The organism is Shimia fortis (assembly GCF_040225985.1).
In the GTDB taxonomy this organism is placed as follows: Bacteria; Pseudomonadota; Alphaproteobacteria; order Rhodobacterales; family Rhodobacteraceae; genus Shimia.
On the sequence record NZ_JBBPEU010000002.1, the window covers coordinates 595629 to 609902 of the forward strand.

At 60.3% G+C, this 14274-nt stretch carries 15 protein-coding genes; 4 read left to right on the forward strand and 11 right to left on the reverse strand.

Translation table 11 applies throughout. The annotated features are described in order from the left end of the window. Nucleotides 1–79: 79 nt before the first annotated feature. Together WNE31_RS06185 and WNE31_RS06190 are read right to left on the reverse strand one after the other, a co-directional pair. The gene (locus tag WNE31_RS06185; RefSeq protein WP_349978829.1) at nucleotides 80–883 is read right to left on the reverse strand and encodes a 3-hydroxybutyrate dehydrogenase; all 804 of its coding nucleotides are present in this window, start codon (nucleotides 881–883) and stop codon (nucleotides 80–82) included. Continuing rightward, nucleotides 884–2392 carry a class I adenylate-forming enzyme family protein gene (locus WNE31_RS06190; protein WP_349978830.1) on the reverse strand — a complete coding sequence of 503 codons (1509 nt, stop codon included), beginning with the start codon at nucleotides 2390–2392 and terminating at the stop codon, nucleotides 884–886. Between the two features lie 117 nt (nucleotides 2393–2509). Between WNE31_RS06190 and WNE31_RS06195 the strand changes: the two genes are divergently transcribed. The 4 genes from WNE31_RS06195 (at nucleotide 2510) to aat (ending at nucleotide 5745) form a co-directional block, all read left to right on the forward strand. Then, nucleotides 2510–3052: a LuxR C-terminal-related transcriptional regulator gene (locus tag WNE31_RS06195; RefSeq protein ID WP_349978831.1), complete on the forward strand. Its 543-nt coding sequence runs from the start codon at nucleotides 2510–2512 to the stop codon at nucleotides 3050–3052. A gap of 171 nt (nucleotides 3053–3223) precedes the next feature. Further along, nucleotides 3224–3721, forward strand: coding sequence for an acetyl-CoA carboxylase biotin carboxyl carrier protein (gene accB / locus WNE31_RS06200; RefSeq protein ID WP_349978832.1), 498 nt, complete (start codon nucleotides 3224–3226; stop codon nucleotides 3719–3721). 9 nt (nucleotides 3722–3730) lie between these two features. Next, a complete protein-coding gene (gene accC / locus WNE31_RS06205; protein WP_349978833.1) occupies nucleotides 3731–5083 on the forward strand; it encodes an acetyl-CoA carboxylase biotin carboxylase subunit in 1353 nt (450 codons plus the stop codon). Nucleotides 5084–5094: 11 nt separating this feature from the next. Continuing rightward, a complete protein-coding gene (gene aat / locus WNE31_RS06210) occupies nucleotides 5095–5745 on the forward strand; it encodes a leucyl/phenylalanyl-tRNA--protein transferase (protein ID WP_349978834.1) in 651 nt (216 codons plus the stop codon). Here aat and WNE31_RS06215 read toward each other — a convergent pair. The 9 genes from WNE31_RS06215 to soxC all read right to left on the reverse strand — a co-directional run bounded on the left by WNE31_RS06215 (nucleotide 5691) and on the right by soxC (nucleotide 14261). After that, on the reverse strand, nucleotides 5691–6194 hold the full coding sequence (locus WNE31_RS06215; protein ID WP_349978835.1) for a DUF2155 domain-containing protein: 504 nt from the start codon (nucleotides 6192–6194) through the stop codon (nucleotides 5691–5693). The two genes, aat and WNE31_RS06215, sit on opposite strands and share 55 nt — an antisense overlap. Next, on the reverse strand, nucleotides 6194–6643 hold the full coding sequence (gene mlaD, locus WNE31_RS06220; protein WP_349978836.1) for an outer membrane lipid asymmetry maintenance protein MlaD: 450 nt from the start codon (nucleotides 6641–6643) through the stop codon (nucleotides 6194–6196). Before mlaD ends, WNE31_RS06215 begins: the two co-directional genes overlap by 1 nt. Before the next feature lie 15 nt (nucleotides 6644–6658). Further along, complete coding sequence (locus WNE31_RS06225) at nucleotides 6659–7042, reverse strand: NADH:ubiquinone oxidoreductase subunit NDUFA12 (RefSeq protein WP_349978837.1); 384 nt, start codon at nucleotides 7040–7042, stop codon at nucleotides 6659–6661. A 165-nt stretch (nucleotides 7043–7207) separates the two neighbouring features. Next, the gene (gene clpX, locus WNE31_RS06230) at nucleotides 7208–8470 is read right to left on the reverse strand and encodes an ATP-dependent Clp protease ATP-binding subunit ClpX (protein WP_349978838.1); all 1263 of its coding nucleotides are present in this window, start codon (nucleotides 8468–8470) and stop codon (nucleotides 7208–7210) included. Between the two features lie 142 nt (nucleotides 8471–8612). Continuing rightward, nucleotides 8613–9245, reverse strand: a complete 633-nt coding sequence (locus WNE31_RS06235; protein ID WP_349978839.1) for an ATP-dependent Clp protease proteolytic subunit — start codon at nucleotides 9243–9245, stop codon at nucleotides 8613–8615. Nucleotides 9246–9527: 282 nt separating this feature from the next. Then, nucleotides 9528–10787, reverse strand: a complete 1260-nt coding sequence (locus tag WNE31_RS06240; protein ID WP_349978840.1) for an NAD(P)/FAD-dependent oxidoreductase — start codon at nucleotides 10785–10787, stop codon at nucleotides 9528–9530. 33 nt (nucleotides 10788–10820) lie between these two features. After that, on the reverse strand, nucleotides 10821–11471 hold the full coding sequence (locus tag WNE31_RS06245) for a c-type cytochrome (RefSeq protein ID WP_349978916.1): 651 nt from the start codon (nucleotides 11469–11471) through the stop codon (nucleotides 10821–10823). 458 nt (nucleotides 11472–11929) lie between these two features. Further along, a complete protein-coding gene (locus WNE31_RS06250; RefSeq protein ID WP_349978841.1) occupies nucleotides 11930–13000 on the reverse strand; it encodes a c-type cytochrome in 1071 nt (356 codons plus the stop codon). After that, complete coding sequence (gene soxC / locus WNE31_RS06255) at nucleotides 12984–14261, reverse strand: sulfite dehydrogenase (protein ID WP_349978842.1); 1278 nt, start codon at nucleotides 14259–14261, stop codon at nucleotides 12984–12986. Before soxC ends, WNE31_RS06250 begins: the two co-directional genes overlap by 17 nt. Nucleotides 14262–14274 lie beyond the last annotated feature (13 nt).

The window sequence follows — 14274 nt, forward strand, 5'->3', positions numbered from 1 at the left end:
GGGGAAGTCTCGCATGTTCGGGCCAATCCGACAAATCCGGCCGGTCTGGCCCGCTTCTTACCTTGCTACGCGGCGGGATTTACTGCGCCGTCCAGCCCCCGTCGACGGGGATCGACGTGCCTGTGATGTTGTGGGCCACGGGATTGCACAGCCACAGCGCCAGCGCGCCAATCTCGGACGGGTCCGAGGTACGTTGCGAGGGCTGTTTCTCAGACAGAAGTTCGGCAATGCCTGCATCGCGATCGCCACCGTGTGCGGCAGCGCGGGCTTCGATCTGGGGTTCGATGATCGCGGTTTCCGTCCAGCCGGGGCAGATACAGTTGACGGTGACACCGCCCGCAGATTTGCTGCCCTTGTTGGCGTATTCCAACGCGGCGACGCGGCTGAGGCCCACAAGCCCGAACTTGGCCGCGCAATAGGGGGCCTTTTCCTTGGACGCGACAAGCCCGTGCACCGAGGCGATATTTATGACGCGGCCATAGCCCCGCTCGGCCATGGCGGGCATGGATTTCTGCATGGTGTGAAACGCCGCCGACAGGTTGATCGCAAGGATCGCGTCCCATTTCTCAGCCGGCATCTCGGCCAAGGATGCCGTGTGCTGGATGCCCGCATTGTTGACAAGGATATCCGCGCCGCCCCAACCCTCGATTTCGGACATCATCGTGTCAATCGCCACCGGATCGCGCAGATCTCCGGCAAAGAACCGCGCCTCGGGGGCCCCGACCTCTTCCAGATGCCGGCAGGTCGCGGCGGCTTCCTCTTCGGTGGCAAGGCCATGCACTGCGATACGTGCCCCGGCCTTGGCCAGCTCTTTGGCGATGGCGAGGCCAATCCCCTGCACCGATCCCGTGACAAGGGCGGTTTTTCCTGTCAAGTCCGTCATTTACATCTCCTCCAGTGTCTTACGCAGCTCGGTTTTCAGAACCTTGCCATAGTTGTTCTTGGGCAGTTCGTGCAGGGCGAAATAGGCCTTGGGCCGCTTGAAGCGGGCAATATGGTCAAGGCAATGGGCATCCAGAGCCGCCGGATCCAAAGTGCCGCGACAGACGACAAAGGCGACCACATCCTCGCCCCATTCCAGATGCGGGCGGCCCACGACCGACACCTCGACAACGTCCGGATGTAGCAACAGCGCCTCTTCCACCTCGCGGGGATAGATATTGGTTCCGCCGGAAATAATCAGGTCTTTCGAGCGGTCCTTGAGGGTCAGGTATCCGTCCGCGCTCAGTGTGCCCATGTCGCCCGTCATCAGCCAGCCATCGCGGATCGTCTTGGCGCTGGCCTCGGGGTTGTTCCAGTAGCCCGGCATCACGGCATCGCCGCGCGCCATAATCTCGCCCACGGTTCCCGCCGGTTGCGGAACGCCGTTTTCGTCGCCGATGGCCAGTTCGACCACCGACTGCGCCCGCCCGACCGAAGCCAGCCGCGCCTGCCAGTCGGGATGGTTTCGATCCGCCACATCCCCGCGCGACAACGCGGTGATGCACATCGGGCATTCGCCCTGCCCGTAGATTTGCACGAAAATGGGTCCGAAATGCGCGACCGCCTCGGTGATATCGGCCACATACATCGGACCACCGCCATAAACGATGGTGCGCAGTCCGGCGCCGTCCTGTCCGGTCTGCTTGGCCACCTCGGTCATACGTTTGACCATGGTCGGTGCACAGAACATATGCACGCGCCCGTGATGGCGGGCGAGGTCAAAGATCTCGGCCTCGTCAAACCCACCCGACGCGGGCAGGACGTGGCGCGCGCCCTTCAAAACATGCATCAGGTTATAGATTCCGGCCCCGTGACTCATCGGGGCGGCATAAAGCGCGGTATCGTCCGGCGTGACCTCGTCCACATCCGCAAAATAGCTGAGCGCCATGGCGTGCAGCATCCGGTTGGTGATCATGACCCCTTTGGGCCGTCCAGTCGTGCCCGAGGTGTAGAACAGCCAACTGAGGTCATCGGCGCTGCGTGGGACAATCCCGTGCGCAGGCGGGGTCGCCAATATCCCCTGCCACCCCTCAGAGGTCACATCCAGACACGGCACCTCACTGACGGCGGACAGCCCCTCATGCAGCCCTTTTGAGGTAAAACACAAGCTGGCGCCGGCGTTGTCGAGAATCCATGCGGCCTCGCGCCCGTGCAGTTTGGCGTTGATCGGCACAACCACGCCGCCCGCGGCCCAGACCCCGTATTGCGCCACAAGATATTCCGGCACGTTTTTCATGAACAGCCCGACCCGGTCGCCGGGGCCGATCCCCTGCCCGACGAGCCAAGCAGCCACGCGCAAAGCCCGTTCATGGAACGCGCCATAAGTGGCGGTGCGTTCCTTGCCCAGAAAAATCGCGTCCCGTTCCGGTGTCACAGCAGCCACCCGCTCTAACCACAATGCCAGATTCATGGCGTCCCCCCTCATGTCTTTGCTGGCCTCGAAGTAATCCTCCGTCCTGCAATTTGACAATTCGTAGAAATACTCGGGGGTCTTGGCCTTTGGCGCGGCGCGGTGCATGTTGGGCGCATGGAACTTGACGCTATCGCCTTTGAACATGCGCCAATCGGATTGGCCGTGTTGGAAAACCGGATCATCCGCCGTTGCAACAACGCCTTTGGCGAAATGTTTCACGAAGACCCCCTGAAATGCGCCGGAGTATCGCTTGGGGAGTTTTATGCCTCGGAAGAGGATTTTCATTCCATCGGAGAACGCGGCCTTGCCGCGATGCGGGAAACAGGACGCTACAACGACGAACGCGTCATGAAACGCCGTGACGGATCGCTGTTCTGGTGTCGTGTGCGGGGCCAGTCCTTGACGCCCGAAAACCCGTTCCAACGCGGGATCTGGTCCTTTGCGGACCTGTCCGACGAACGCCCGATCGTGGAACTGACCCAGCGCGAACGCGAGGTGGCCATCCTGACCTGCCGGGGGCTGACCAGCAAGGAAATCGGGCTGGAACTCTCGCTATCCTATCGCACCGTCGAAGAATACCGCGCCCGTCTGTTGCGCAAATTCGGGGCACGCAAGCTGGCTGAACTTGTTGCGAAACTGTCCGGTATGCCGTTGTGACAAAAAAGGCGGGCAAAGCCCGTTTTTTCCCCGCGCATTTTGCGCTAACAATACCCAAATTCCCTGTCATCCCTGCGCTTTTCACCGCAGATTGTTTGACCTATAAGGCGACGCAGGGGAAACCAATAAAGACTCAAACCGCGCGACACTCGCGCCGCAGAGGGTAAAAACATGAGCCACAATGACCACGACAACAACGTTGCCTTCATCAAGGCATTGGCAGAACTTCTGCGTGAAAACGACCTGACCGAGCTTGAGGTCAGCCGGGAATTTGCCAAGGACAACAGTCTGAACGTCCGCGTGAGCCGCCAGATGCAGGTCGCCACCACGGTCGTGGCCCCCGCCGCAGAGCCGGTTGCCGCTGCGCCCGCCGCGGCCCCTGCTGCCGCCGCACCGGCCGCCGCACCCGCTGCCACCGACGATCCCGCGAGCCATCCGGGCGCGGTGACATCGCCCATGGTCGGCACCGTTTATCTGCAAGCCGAACCCGGCGCGCCGTCCTTTGTGTCGGTCGGGGCCACCGTTTCGGAAGGCGACACGCTCTTGATCGTGGAAGCGATGAAAACAATGAACCACATCCCCGCGCCCAAGCCCGGCACCGTAAAGCGTATTCTGGTGGGCGACGGCGATACTGTCGAGTTTGGTGCACCCTTGGTCATCATCGAATAAGGCGCTGACATGTTTGATAAAATCCTCATCGCCAACCGCGGAGAAATCGCCCTGCGCGTGATCCGTGCGTGCCGCGAGATGGGCATTCCATCGGTCGCGGTGCACTCGACCGCAGACGCCGACGCCATGCATGTGCGCATGGCGGACGAGGCGGTCTGCATCGGCCCGCCCCCCGGCACGGACAGCTATCTCAACATGGCTGCGATTATTGCGGCCTGTGAAATCACTGGCGCACAGGCCATCCACCCCGGCTATGGGTTCCTGTCAGAAAATGCCAACTTCGTGCAGATCATCGAAGACCACGGCCTGACCTTCATCGGCCCGACTGCCGAACATATCCGCATCATGGGCGACAAGATCACCGCAAAGGACACGATGATCAAACTGGGCGTGCCGTGCGTGCCCGGTTCGGACGGGGGTGTGCCAGACCTTGAGACCGCCAAGAAACTTGGCGATGAGATGGGCTATCCCGTCATAATCAAGGCCACGGCGGGTGGCGGCGGCAAAGGCATGAAAGTGGCCGAAACCGCAGCCGACATGGAAAAAGCGTTCATGACCGCGCGGGCCGAAGGCAAGGCCAACTTCGGCAACGACGAGGTCTATATCGAGAAATACCTGACCACGCCGCGCCATATCGAGATCCAGGTCTTTGGCGACGGCAAGGGCAACGCGGTGCATCTGGGCGAACGTGATTGTTCGCTGCAACGTCGCCACCAGAAAGTGTTCGAAGAGGCCCCCGGCCCCTCGATCACCCCCGAAGAACGCGCCCGGATCGGCAAGATCTGTGCCGATGCCATGGCCGATATCAACTATATCGGCGCGGGCACGATCGAGTTCCTTTATGAAAACGGCGAGTTCTATTTCATCGAGATGAACACCCGTCTTCAGGTGGAACATCCGGTGACCGAATCGATCTTTGGCGTCGACCTCGTGCGCGAACAGATCCGCGTCGCAGCAGGTCAGCCCCTGTCCTTCACGCAGGACGACCTACAGATCAACGGCCACGCCATTGAAGTGCGCATCAACGCCGAGCGCCTGCCCAACTTCTCGCCCTGCCCGGGCAAGATCACGGCCTATCACGCGCCCGGTGGTCTGGGTGTGCGGATGGATTCGGCGCTGTATCAGGGGTATTCGATCCCGCCTTTCTACGACTCGCTGATTGGCAAGCTGATCGTACACGGCCGTGACCGCCCCGAGGCTCTGTCCCGTCTGCAACGCGCACTGGGGGAGCTGATCGTGGATGGTATCGACACCACCGTACCTCTGTTCCATGCGCTTCTGGGCGAGGAAGACATCCATACAGGGGATTACAACATCCACTGGCTGGAACACTGGTTGGAAACCAACATGGCCAATGGCTGATGCCGCAGGGCATGTCATCTGAAACGGGGGCGCTGACCCCCGCCCTTCTGATGCACGCCTATTCCGTTGGGGTTTTCCCAATGTCCGAACATCGCGACGACCCGGAAATTTTCTGGGTCGACCCGCATCGGCGGGGCATCTTCCCGCTTGATCGCTTTCACGTATCGCGATCCCTTGCCAAGGCCATCCGCAGGCAACCGTTCCGGATCACGCTGAACACCGCGTTTGCCGATGTGGTCGCGGGCTGTGCCGACCGCGACGAAACCTGGATCAATGCGGAAATTCGTGACCTTTATCAACGGCTTCACGAACTGGGCCACGCCCATGCCATCGAACTCTGGGATCAGGATAGACTGGTCGGCGGGGTCTATGGCGTGACGCTGGGCGCGGCATTTTTCGGGGAAAGCATGTTTTCGCGTCGCACCAACGCGTCAAAGATCGCGCTGGCCTATCTCATTACGCATCTGCGCAACTGCGGATTTACCCTGTTCGACACGCAATTCATCACGCCGCATCTGGCATCGCTGGGGGCGCAGGAAATCAGCCGCGCGGCCTATCACACGCTCTTGGCGGATGCGACCCGGAAGAATGCGGATTTCAGCGCCTGTCAGTTGCCTTCGGCAGAAGACGCCGCCTTGCAGCGCAGCACCCAAATATCATAGCGCGCATGGTCCAGCGCGTTCAGCGCGGGTGACGAGGCGACCATCCACCCTTGGAACACAGGGTCCAGCGTGCTCTCACGGCCCTCCTGAATGGTCAGAAAGGCATAGGCCTCACCGGTGGCGTTGTCCTCGGGGTGGCGGCACTGCCCGAGATCAACCCGCAACGACCCGAACATGATGCTATAACCGTTATCCAGTTCGAAATCGACGACATCGCCGGTCAGCTTGTCCAGACCGCGCAGTTGCGCGCCCGTCCCGGTCACCGCCGGTTCATAGACTTCGGACTGAACCGTGCCCAGCTCCTGCTGCAACGAAAAGAGTTCGATCTCCTGATCGGGGGGAACAATCACGATCTGTGGATCCGACTCGGGATCCAACGTTTCAACCGTGATGGTCTGCGCCGCCGCTGGCGCGGCCAACATCCCCACCAGACAAGCGGCGCGAAACATTATTCCTCACCCCCGCTGGTGACGAATTTCATCAGCAGACCGACCAGACTGACCGAGCTTTGCGTGTCTTCGATCTCGGCCCCCGCCTCAAGGTTGAACGGCGATCCACCGGGCAGGATTTCGACAAAATTACCCCCCAACAGCCCCTCGGACGAGATCACCACGGCGCTGTCATCGGGCAGTTCAATCCCGTTCAGCACCGAAAACTCGGTGTCTGCGCGAAAGGTCTGGGGGTTCAGCGAAATATCCGTGACCGTTCCGATCTTGACCCCGGCAAGGCGCACATCCGTGCCCACCGAAACCCCTTCAAGCGACCGGAAAGACGCGGTCAGCGGATAGCCATCCGACCCGCTCGACAGGCCCGCGACCTGCCCTGCATAAACAAGAAACCCAATGGCGACGGCAACCACGCCCGCGCCAACGGCAACTTCGGTCTTAACCGCCGACATGATGCAACTCCGCGTTTATTCGGGCACCCAGGCTTCATAATCCTGGCGTTCTTTAACATCGCCCTTGCGCAACGATCCCGAGGGGGCATAGGCCATGACCGTGCCGGTCAGGTTCTCCTGATGGGGTTTTTCCCAATCTTTGTGGACCAAGGGCTTCTGCGAAGGAATCTCGTCAAAGGTGCGGTGCAGCCACCCGTGCCAGTCTGCAGAAATCCGACTGGCCTCGGCCTCACCATTGAACATGACCCAGCGTTTGCTGTCGTCCTTGTTGTGGTAATAGACGTTGCCCTGTTCATCCTCGCCCACCTTGATGCCCTTGCGGCGGGTATAGAGCCGCGTGTTCAGGGTGGCGCCATTCCACCAGGTGAAAAAGCTGTTGATTCCGCTCAGAATACCCATGGGTGCCTCCGCAATTGCTGCGAATTATATGCCCTACCCTGTGACAAAGGTCCAGTGGCGCAATGGCGGCATCCGCGCGCAGGAGCATTTCCTGCCGACGCGCCCCAAAAAGAAAACCTGCGACCGGGGCCGCAGGCTTGCCAAAATCACGAAACAGGGATGCCCCTAGCCGACATTGGCCGGCTCGGCCTCGGCTTCGCCGTGGATCATCAGCGGGTTCGCTTCCGATGTCACGGCCTCTTCGTTCACGACAACTTCGGTGACACTGTCCAGCCCCGGCAACTCGAACATCGTGTCCAGCAAAATGTCTTCCAAGATCGAGCGCAAGCCACGCGCACCGGTCTTGCGTTCGATAGCGCGTTTCGCAATGGCACTCAGCGCATCGTCGGTGAAGGTCAGCTTGGTGTCCTCCAGTTCGAACAGACGCTGGTATTGCTTGACCAAAGCGTTCTTCGGCTGGGTCAGGATCGTCACCAGCGCGTCCTCGTCCAGATCCTCGAGCGTCGCCAGAACCGGCAGTCGACCCACGAATTCCGGGATCAGCCCGAACTTCAACAGGTCTTCAGGCTCCAGATCCTTGAAGATCTCGCCGACACCACGGTCATCATTGTCGCGTACATCCGCGCCAAAGCCCATTGCCGAGCCCTTGCCACGTTGCGCGATGATGCGATCCAGACCGGCAAAGGCCCCGCCACAAATGAACAGGATATTCGTGGTGTCCACCTGCAGGAATTCCTGCTGGGGATGCTTCCGCCCGCCCTGCGGCGGCACCGATGCCACGGTGCCTTCCATAAGTTTCAGCAACGCCTGCTGCACGCCCTCGCCCGACACGTCGCGGGTGATCGAGGGATTCTCGGACTTGCGGGTGATCTTGTCGACCTCGTCGATATAGACGATGCCACGCTGCGCGCGTTCGACATTGTATTCCGACGCCTGCAACAGCTTGAGAATGATGTTCTCAACATCTTCGCCCACATACCCCGCCTCGGTCAGCGTGGTGGCATCGGCCATGGTAAAGGGCACATCCAGGATGCGCGCCAGCGTCTGCGCCAGCAGGGTCTTGCCACAGCCGGTCGGCCCGATCAGCAGGATGTTGGATTTCGCCAACTCGATATCGCCGGCTTTCTGGGCATGGTTCAGGCGTTTGTAGTGGTTGTGCACCGCCACCGACAGCACGCGCTTAGCCACAGCCTGTCCGATCACGTAATCGTCCAGCACGTTGCAGATTTCCTGCGGCGTCGGCACCCCTTCCGAAGCTTTCAGCCCCGATGCCTTGGTCTCTTCCCGGATGATATCCATGCACAGTTCGACACATTCGTCGCAAATGAACACGGTCGGGCCAGCAATCAGTTTCCGCACCTCGTGCTGGCTTTTGCCACAGAAGCTGCAGTAAAGGGTGTTTTTGCTGTCGCCAGAATTGCTCGCCATATCCTACCTTTCAGGCCCCGAATGCGTTTTCGGGGGAAAAATGTCCGTCAAAGCCCCGTTCGCGACTCAGCTTAGGCCAGCCACAATCCGAGTACAATGTCGAAAAACGCCCCGTTGCGGATGCCCCGGAGCGCCTCATGTCTTAGCTCTCGTCCGCGTCCGGCTTGCTGCGGGCTTCCACGATCTCGTCGATCAGGCCCCAGTCCTTGGCCTCTTCCGGCGACATGAAATTGTCGCGTTCAAGACCGCTCTCGACCTCTTCATAGGTCCGGCCGGTGTGCTTGACATAAATCTCGTTCAACCGCTTTTTGAGCTTCAGGGTCTCTTCGGCGTGGATCATTATATCCGTCGCCTGCCCCTGATACCCACCCGAAGGCTGGTGCACCATGACGCGGCTGTTGGGCAGCGAGAACCGCATCCCGGCCTCGCCCGCGGTCAGCAACAACGATCCCATCGACGCCGCCTGACCGATCACAAGGGTCGATACCTTGGGCCGGATATATTGCATCGTGTCATAGATCGACAGACCCGAGGTCACCACCCCGCCGGGGCTGTTGATATACATCGAAATTTCTTTCGACGGGTTCTCGGCCTCGAGGTGCAGAAGCTGCGCCACGATCAGGCTCGACATGCCGTCATGTACCGGGCCGTTCAGGAAAATGATGCGCTCTTTCAGAAGGCGCGAGAAAATGTCGTATGCGCGTTCGCCTCGGCTGGTCTGTTCGACCACCATGGGAACCAGAGTGTTCATATATGTCTCGAAAGGGTCTTTCATATCCGCCTGCCTGTTGTTCGCGTCGGTGCGGGTCCACGGCCCACATCAAGAGTCTTAGTGCCGCCCCGTGGGGGCTGCAAGGGCAGGCGGTAAATTTCGGGTGACCAGCGCCCGCCAGCGACCACACGCCCTGTCTTTTTCTTGGGAAAAGTACCTCGGGGGTTTGGGGGCAGCGCCCCCAATTCTGCAGGGGCCGGGCGTTGCTCCGACTTCACCGACAAAAAAGGGCCGCCCCGAAAGGCGGCCCCAAACTCAGGGGCTGGGTGTCAATCCCGGACGGGTTCAGCCGAACATGTCGCTGGTGATGCCCGCATACCAACCGATCGACTCTTCATAAGTCGCTTTGCGCAGGTCCGCGCCTTCCCCGGTTTGCGAGATGAACCCATCCACCTTGGCGATCTTCTCGTCCGTGGCCTGATAGGTCGCGCCCACCTTGATGCCGTCATTGGTGTCGATCAGCGACCAGCAGGTGTTCGAGAACTTGGCCGGGAACACTTTGGATCCGGTCAGCGCGCCACGGATCGCCATGGCGGCAACCTTGGCCTGACTGTTCGCCGAGAAGCCCGACTTGGGCATATCGCCCTGGTTGGTGGCGTCGCCCAGCACGTGGATGTCCGGATCGATCCGCGACTCCATGGTGTGGCCCGAAACCGGCGCCCAGTTACCTTCGGTGATGCCTGCCATTTCACAGATCTTGCCCGCTTTCATGGCGGGGATCACGTTACAGGCGTCGACCTTGGTGACTTCGCCGTCGATGGTCACGGTCATCTCGTCGGCATTCACCTCGACATTGCCGCCCCCGAATTCCGGGCCGATCCAGTCGATCATGCCGTCATAATGGGTGGCCCAGCCTTCCTGGAACAGCGCCATCTTAGAGAATTTCGGCTTGGGATCTGCCACGATGATCTTGGCCGTCGGGTTCTTTTCCTTGAGCAGGTGCGCCACCATCGAGACACGCTCATAGGGTCCGGGAGGGCAGCGATAGGGGTTCGGTGGGGCAACCATGGCAAAGGTGCCGCCTTCGGGCATGGATTCGATCTGCGCCTTAAGCAGTTCGGTCTGCGAGCCCGCCTTATAGGCGTGGGGCATCTTGTTCTGTGCGCTGACATCCCAGCCGGACACGGCACCATCCACGAAATCAATACCTGGCGACAGGACCAGCTTGTCATAGGGCAGCGTTGCGCCGCCTGCCAGCGATACGGTCTTGGCGTCGCGATCAATCCCGATGGCCCAGTCATGCACCACGTTCACACCCTGCGTCGCCAACCCGCCATAGCTGTGCGCGAGGCTCTGGATGTCGCGGAAGCCACCGATGTAAAGGTTCGAGAAGAAACAGGTATAATAGGTGCGGCTCGGCTCGACCAAGGTCACATCAATTGCGCCTTTCGACCCGTTGGCGATATAGCGCGCAGCGGTGGCCCCGCCGGCCCCGCCACCGATGACGACCACACGCGGTTTGCCCGCGCCCATGACCATCGGTGCCGACAGCGATGCCGCGACTGCGGCCCCTGCCCCGATAAAGCCTCGTCTATTCAATTTCATAGATCTTCCTCCCTTGATCCAAGATAAGAGCCCTCACTCCAATCCTTCAAAATATGCTGCAAGTGCCGCGATCTCCTCATCCGAGAGGCGGCCCGCCATCATCTGCATCACCGGATGGGGACGCAGTTTCGATTTATAGGCATGCATGGCGATCACAAAATCCTCTTGCGGCCATGACGTGATGGACGGAATGCCATCGTCGCCACCGTCGGTCTGGTGACAGGTGGTACATTCCGAAGACAGGTATTCGCCGTAATCGGGATCGCCCTCGATATTCAACACGGCCTGCGACAACACCACTTCCGGGGTCGCCGTGGGCGCGGCTTCGGGGATGTTCTGCGGGTTGTCCGAGAAGATCCGCAAATAGGCCAGAATGTCCGCGCGGTCCTGCGGGTCTTTCAGACCGGCAAAGTTCATTCGTGTGCGCGACACCAGCGCCTTGGGGTTTTCCAGATAGGCGTTCAGCGTTTCCAGCGTCCATGTCAGGCCGTCATTGCCCATCATGGCCATGTCTTGCGAATAGCGGAACCCGTCATGCAGACCCGCGCGCCGCCCGAAAATCCCGTTCAGATGCGGGCCTACACGGTCTTCGGCGCCCTGTCCGACCTGGTGACAGGCCTGACATTTCTTGAACACTTGCGCACCCTTCTTGGCATCGCCAAACGCCTCGTTCGAGGCAATCAAGGCCCCACCAGCATTTTCGGGTGCGGGTGCAGTTTCAGGTGCCGCTGCGGCGACCTCGACCTCGGGTTTCGCTGCCAGTTCCGCCTCTAACGCGGCAATCTTGTCCTGCAAGGCGGCAATCTCGGCGGTCTTTTCCTCGCCAAGCGTGCGGATCTCGTCAACCTGCGCTTCGGCAAGGTCACTGTTTTCCTGTAGCTGGGCCACCTTGGCGGTCAGGGCTTCGAATTCGCCATCGCGATAGTCCCGTGCTGTCCAGCCATAAGTCACGCCCAAGACCAGACCCACCGCACCCACGAGGGGCATGACAAGGCTATTGGGTTTCGACATATCACTCCTCCCGAGTGCGCACAGCAAAACTCCCCCCCGCTGCGCGACAATGCAATCCTATGATAGTTTGCACAAAAGGCGACCCTTTTCAGGGCCGCCTCCGGCAATTATTTCTTCGCGACCACGGTCACTTAATTCTGAAAGGTTTTCAGGTATTCGGTGACGGCGGCGATGTCTTTTTCCTTTTTCAGACCGGCAAAGGACATCTTGGTTTTCTTCAAATATGCCTTGGGCTTGGTCAGGAAGGCTGCCATTTCTTCCGGTGTCCAGGTTGCGCCGGTTTCACCCAGCTCTTTCATGGCCTTGGAATATTTGAAACCTTCGACGGCACCCACCGATGCGCCGACGATCCCATTGAGGACCGGACCGGTCTTGTTCTGGGCGCCATCACCTACCTGGTGGCAGGCCTTGCACTTCTTAAAGACCTTTTCGCCTTTCTTGGCCAGCTCTTCGTCGATGACCATGGCGACGACGGTTTCTTCAACCGGCGCTTCCTCGGCGGGGGCGGCTGCCTCTTCAACCGGTGCGGCTGCTTCTTCTGCAGGCGCGGCGGCTTCCTCGGCCCCTTCCTCTTCCGGTGTCACATCCAGAACCGCGGCGCGCATGGTGATTTCCACCTTGTCCTTACAGTTGGACATGCAGGGCTCGGCCTTCCAGAAATGCGCTTCGGCGGTGTCGCGGTCATCAATGATGAACCCGCCCGCGTTCGGCAGTTCCACTTCTAGAAAGTTCTCGTTCGACAAGACGAATTCGTCATCCACAAGATCGTTCGAGTACAGGATATACGCTACGATTGCATAGACATCATCCGGCGACAGGGTTTGAGCCGCGCCAAACGGCATCGAGCGGTTCACATAGTCCCAAGTGGTCGACAGGTAAGGCCAGTAAGAGCCCACGGTCTTGAGCGGGTCTTCGTGGTCCAGCGTGTCCATGCCACCGGCCAGTTTCGGCCAGTTGTCGACACCTTCGGCAAAGTCGCCGTGGCAGATGGCACAGTGTTCGGCAAAGACTTCTTCGCCGGTAAACACGTCACCCGACCCCACGGGCAGACCCGTGCCATCCGGCGCCACGTCCAAATCCCAGGCCGCGACCTCGTCGGGGGTGGCCGGACGGCCGAGACCGTATTTTTCGGCCAGGGCTGGGGCTGCGATCAGGGTCGAAGCCAGCGCGGTGCCCGCGATAAGATTAAGAAACTTCGACATTTTCTGCCTCCCCGTTTGCCTTGACCCACCAGGTCTGGATGCAGTTGTTGTGATAGATCGAATTCAGACCGCGCACTTCACGCAGTTCCGCCTTGGTCGGCTGGACATATCCGCTCGAGTCGCGCGCACGTGACTGCAGGAACATCTCTTCACCGTTCCAGTTGATGTCCAGGTAGAAGCGCGTCAGCGCCTTGTCCGTGCCCGGCGCGCCCAGACGGGCCTCTTGCCAGGTGATCCCGCCATCCAGCGACACGTCGACACCGGTGATCGACCCCCGACCGGACCATGCCAGACCAGTCACGACCAGCGGGCCGGGGCCGTGCTTGATCGGCGACTGCGGGCTGGGCGAGGTGACGACCGATTTGGCGTCCATGACCCACGTCCACTTGCGCGATGTGCCATCTTCCAGCGTGTCAGTGTACTTCGAGGTTTCCTCACGCGATTCAATGGCTTGGTTGGTCACTTCGATGCGACGCAGCCACTTGACCCACATGTTGCCTTCCCAACCCGGAACCACAAGGCGCACAGGATAGCCGTGCTCTTTGCGCAGAGCTTCGCCGTTGGCCTTGAACGCCACCAGAACATCGTCCAGCGCCTTTTCCATCGGGATCGAACGGCCGTTCGAGGACGCATCCGCGCCTTCGACATAGACCCACTTGTCCTTGAGGTCGCCCGCCGCGTCCAGACCTGCCTCTTCCAGCAGGGTGCGCAGGCTGACGCCCGAGTATTCCATGTTGTGGATCATGCCATGGGTGAACTGGGCGCCGTTCAGCTGCGCACCGGCCCATTCCATACCCGTGTTCGCCGCGCATTCGCAGAAATACACGTGGTTTTCACGCGGGAACCGCTCGAGATCTTCGTAGGTGAACACCAGCGGGGTGTCGACCAGACCATTGATCATCAGGCGATAGTCTTCCTTGCGCAGTTCGATCGCGCCCGAGTGATGGCGTTCAAACGCACAGCCCTGCGGGGTGATCGTACCATCCAGCGCGTGGATCGGCGTAAAGTTGATCGACGAAATCGTGTCGGCGGTCAGCCATTCCACGTTGCGACGCACCACATCCGATTCAAATTCGATCGGCAGACCATAGGGGGTCGCATCAACGCCCTCTCCGGTTGCAGACGCCCATTCCTGGACTTCGGTGATCAGCGGGTCTCCCGCTGCTTTGGCTACGCTGGCGCCGGCAACCGTGCCTCCGGCCGCAACTGCGCCCTTCAGGAACGCGCGGCGCGAGGGTTTGCCGTTGAAGCTCATTGTCATCTGGCTATGCCTC

Coding starts and splice junctions, on each gene's coding strand:
- WNE31_RS06215 (WP_349978835.1), bottom strand. CDS start 6,194: ATGTTTCGCGCCGCTTGTCTGGTGGGGATGTTGGCCGCGCCAGCGGCG.
- soxC (WP_349978842.1), bottom strand. CDS start 14,261: ATGACAATGAGCTTCAACGGCAAACCCTCGCGCCGCGCGTTCCTGAAG.
- WNE31_RS06240 (WP_349978840.1), bottom strand. CDS start 10,787: ATGAAATTGAATAGACGAGGCTTTATCGGGGCAGGGGCCGCAGTCGCG.
- WNE31_RS06250 (WP_349978841.1), bottom strand. CDS start 13,000: ATGTCGAAGTTTCTTAATCTTATCGCGGGCACCGCGCTGGCTTCGACC.
- WNE31_RS06190 (WP_349978830.1), bottom strand. CDS start 2,392: ATGAATCTGGCATTGTGGTTAGAGCGGGTGGCTGCTGTGACACCGGAA.
- WNE31_RS06235 (WP_349978839.1), bottom strand. CDS start 9,245: ATGAAAGACCCTTTCGAGACATATATGAACACTCTGGTTCCCATGGTG.
- WNE31_RS06185 (WP_349978829.1), bottom strand. CDS start 883: ATGACGGACTTGACAGGAAAAACCGCCCTTGTCACGGGATCGGTGCAG.
- mlaD (WP_349978836.1), bottom strand. CDS start 6,643: ATGTCGGCGGTTAAGACCGAAGTTGCCGTTGGCGCGGGCGTGGTTGCC.
- WNE31_RS06195 (WP_349978831.1), top strand. CDS start 2,510: ATGGAACTTGACGCTATCGCCTTTGAACATGCGCCAATCGGATTGGCC.
- accB (WP_349978832.1), top strand. CDS start 3,224: ATGAGCCACAATGACCACGACAACAACGTTGCCTTCATCAAGGCATTG.
- clpX (WP_349978838.1), bottom strand. CDS start 8,470: ATGGCGAGCAATTCTGGCGACAGCAAAAACACCCTTTACTGCAGCTTC.
- WNE31_RS06225 (WP_349978837.1), bottom strand. CDS start 7,042: ATGGGTATTCTGAGCGGAATCAACAGCTTTTTCACCTGGTGGAATGGC.
- accC (WP_349978833.1), top strand. CDS start 3,731: ATGTTTGATAAAATCCTCATCGCCAACCGCGGAGAAATCGCCCTGCGC.
- aat (WP_349978834.1), top strand. CDS start 5,095: ATGTCATCTGAAACGGGGGCGCTGACCCCCGCCCTTCTGATGCACGCC.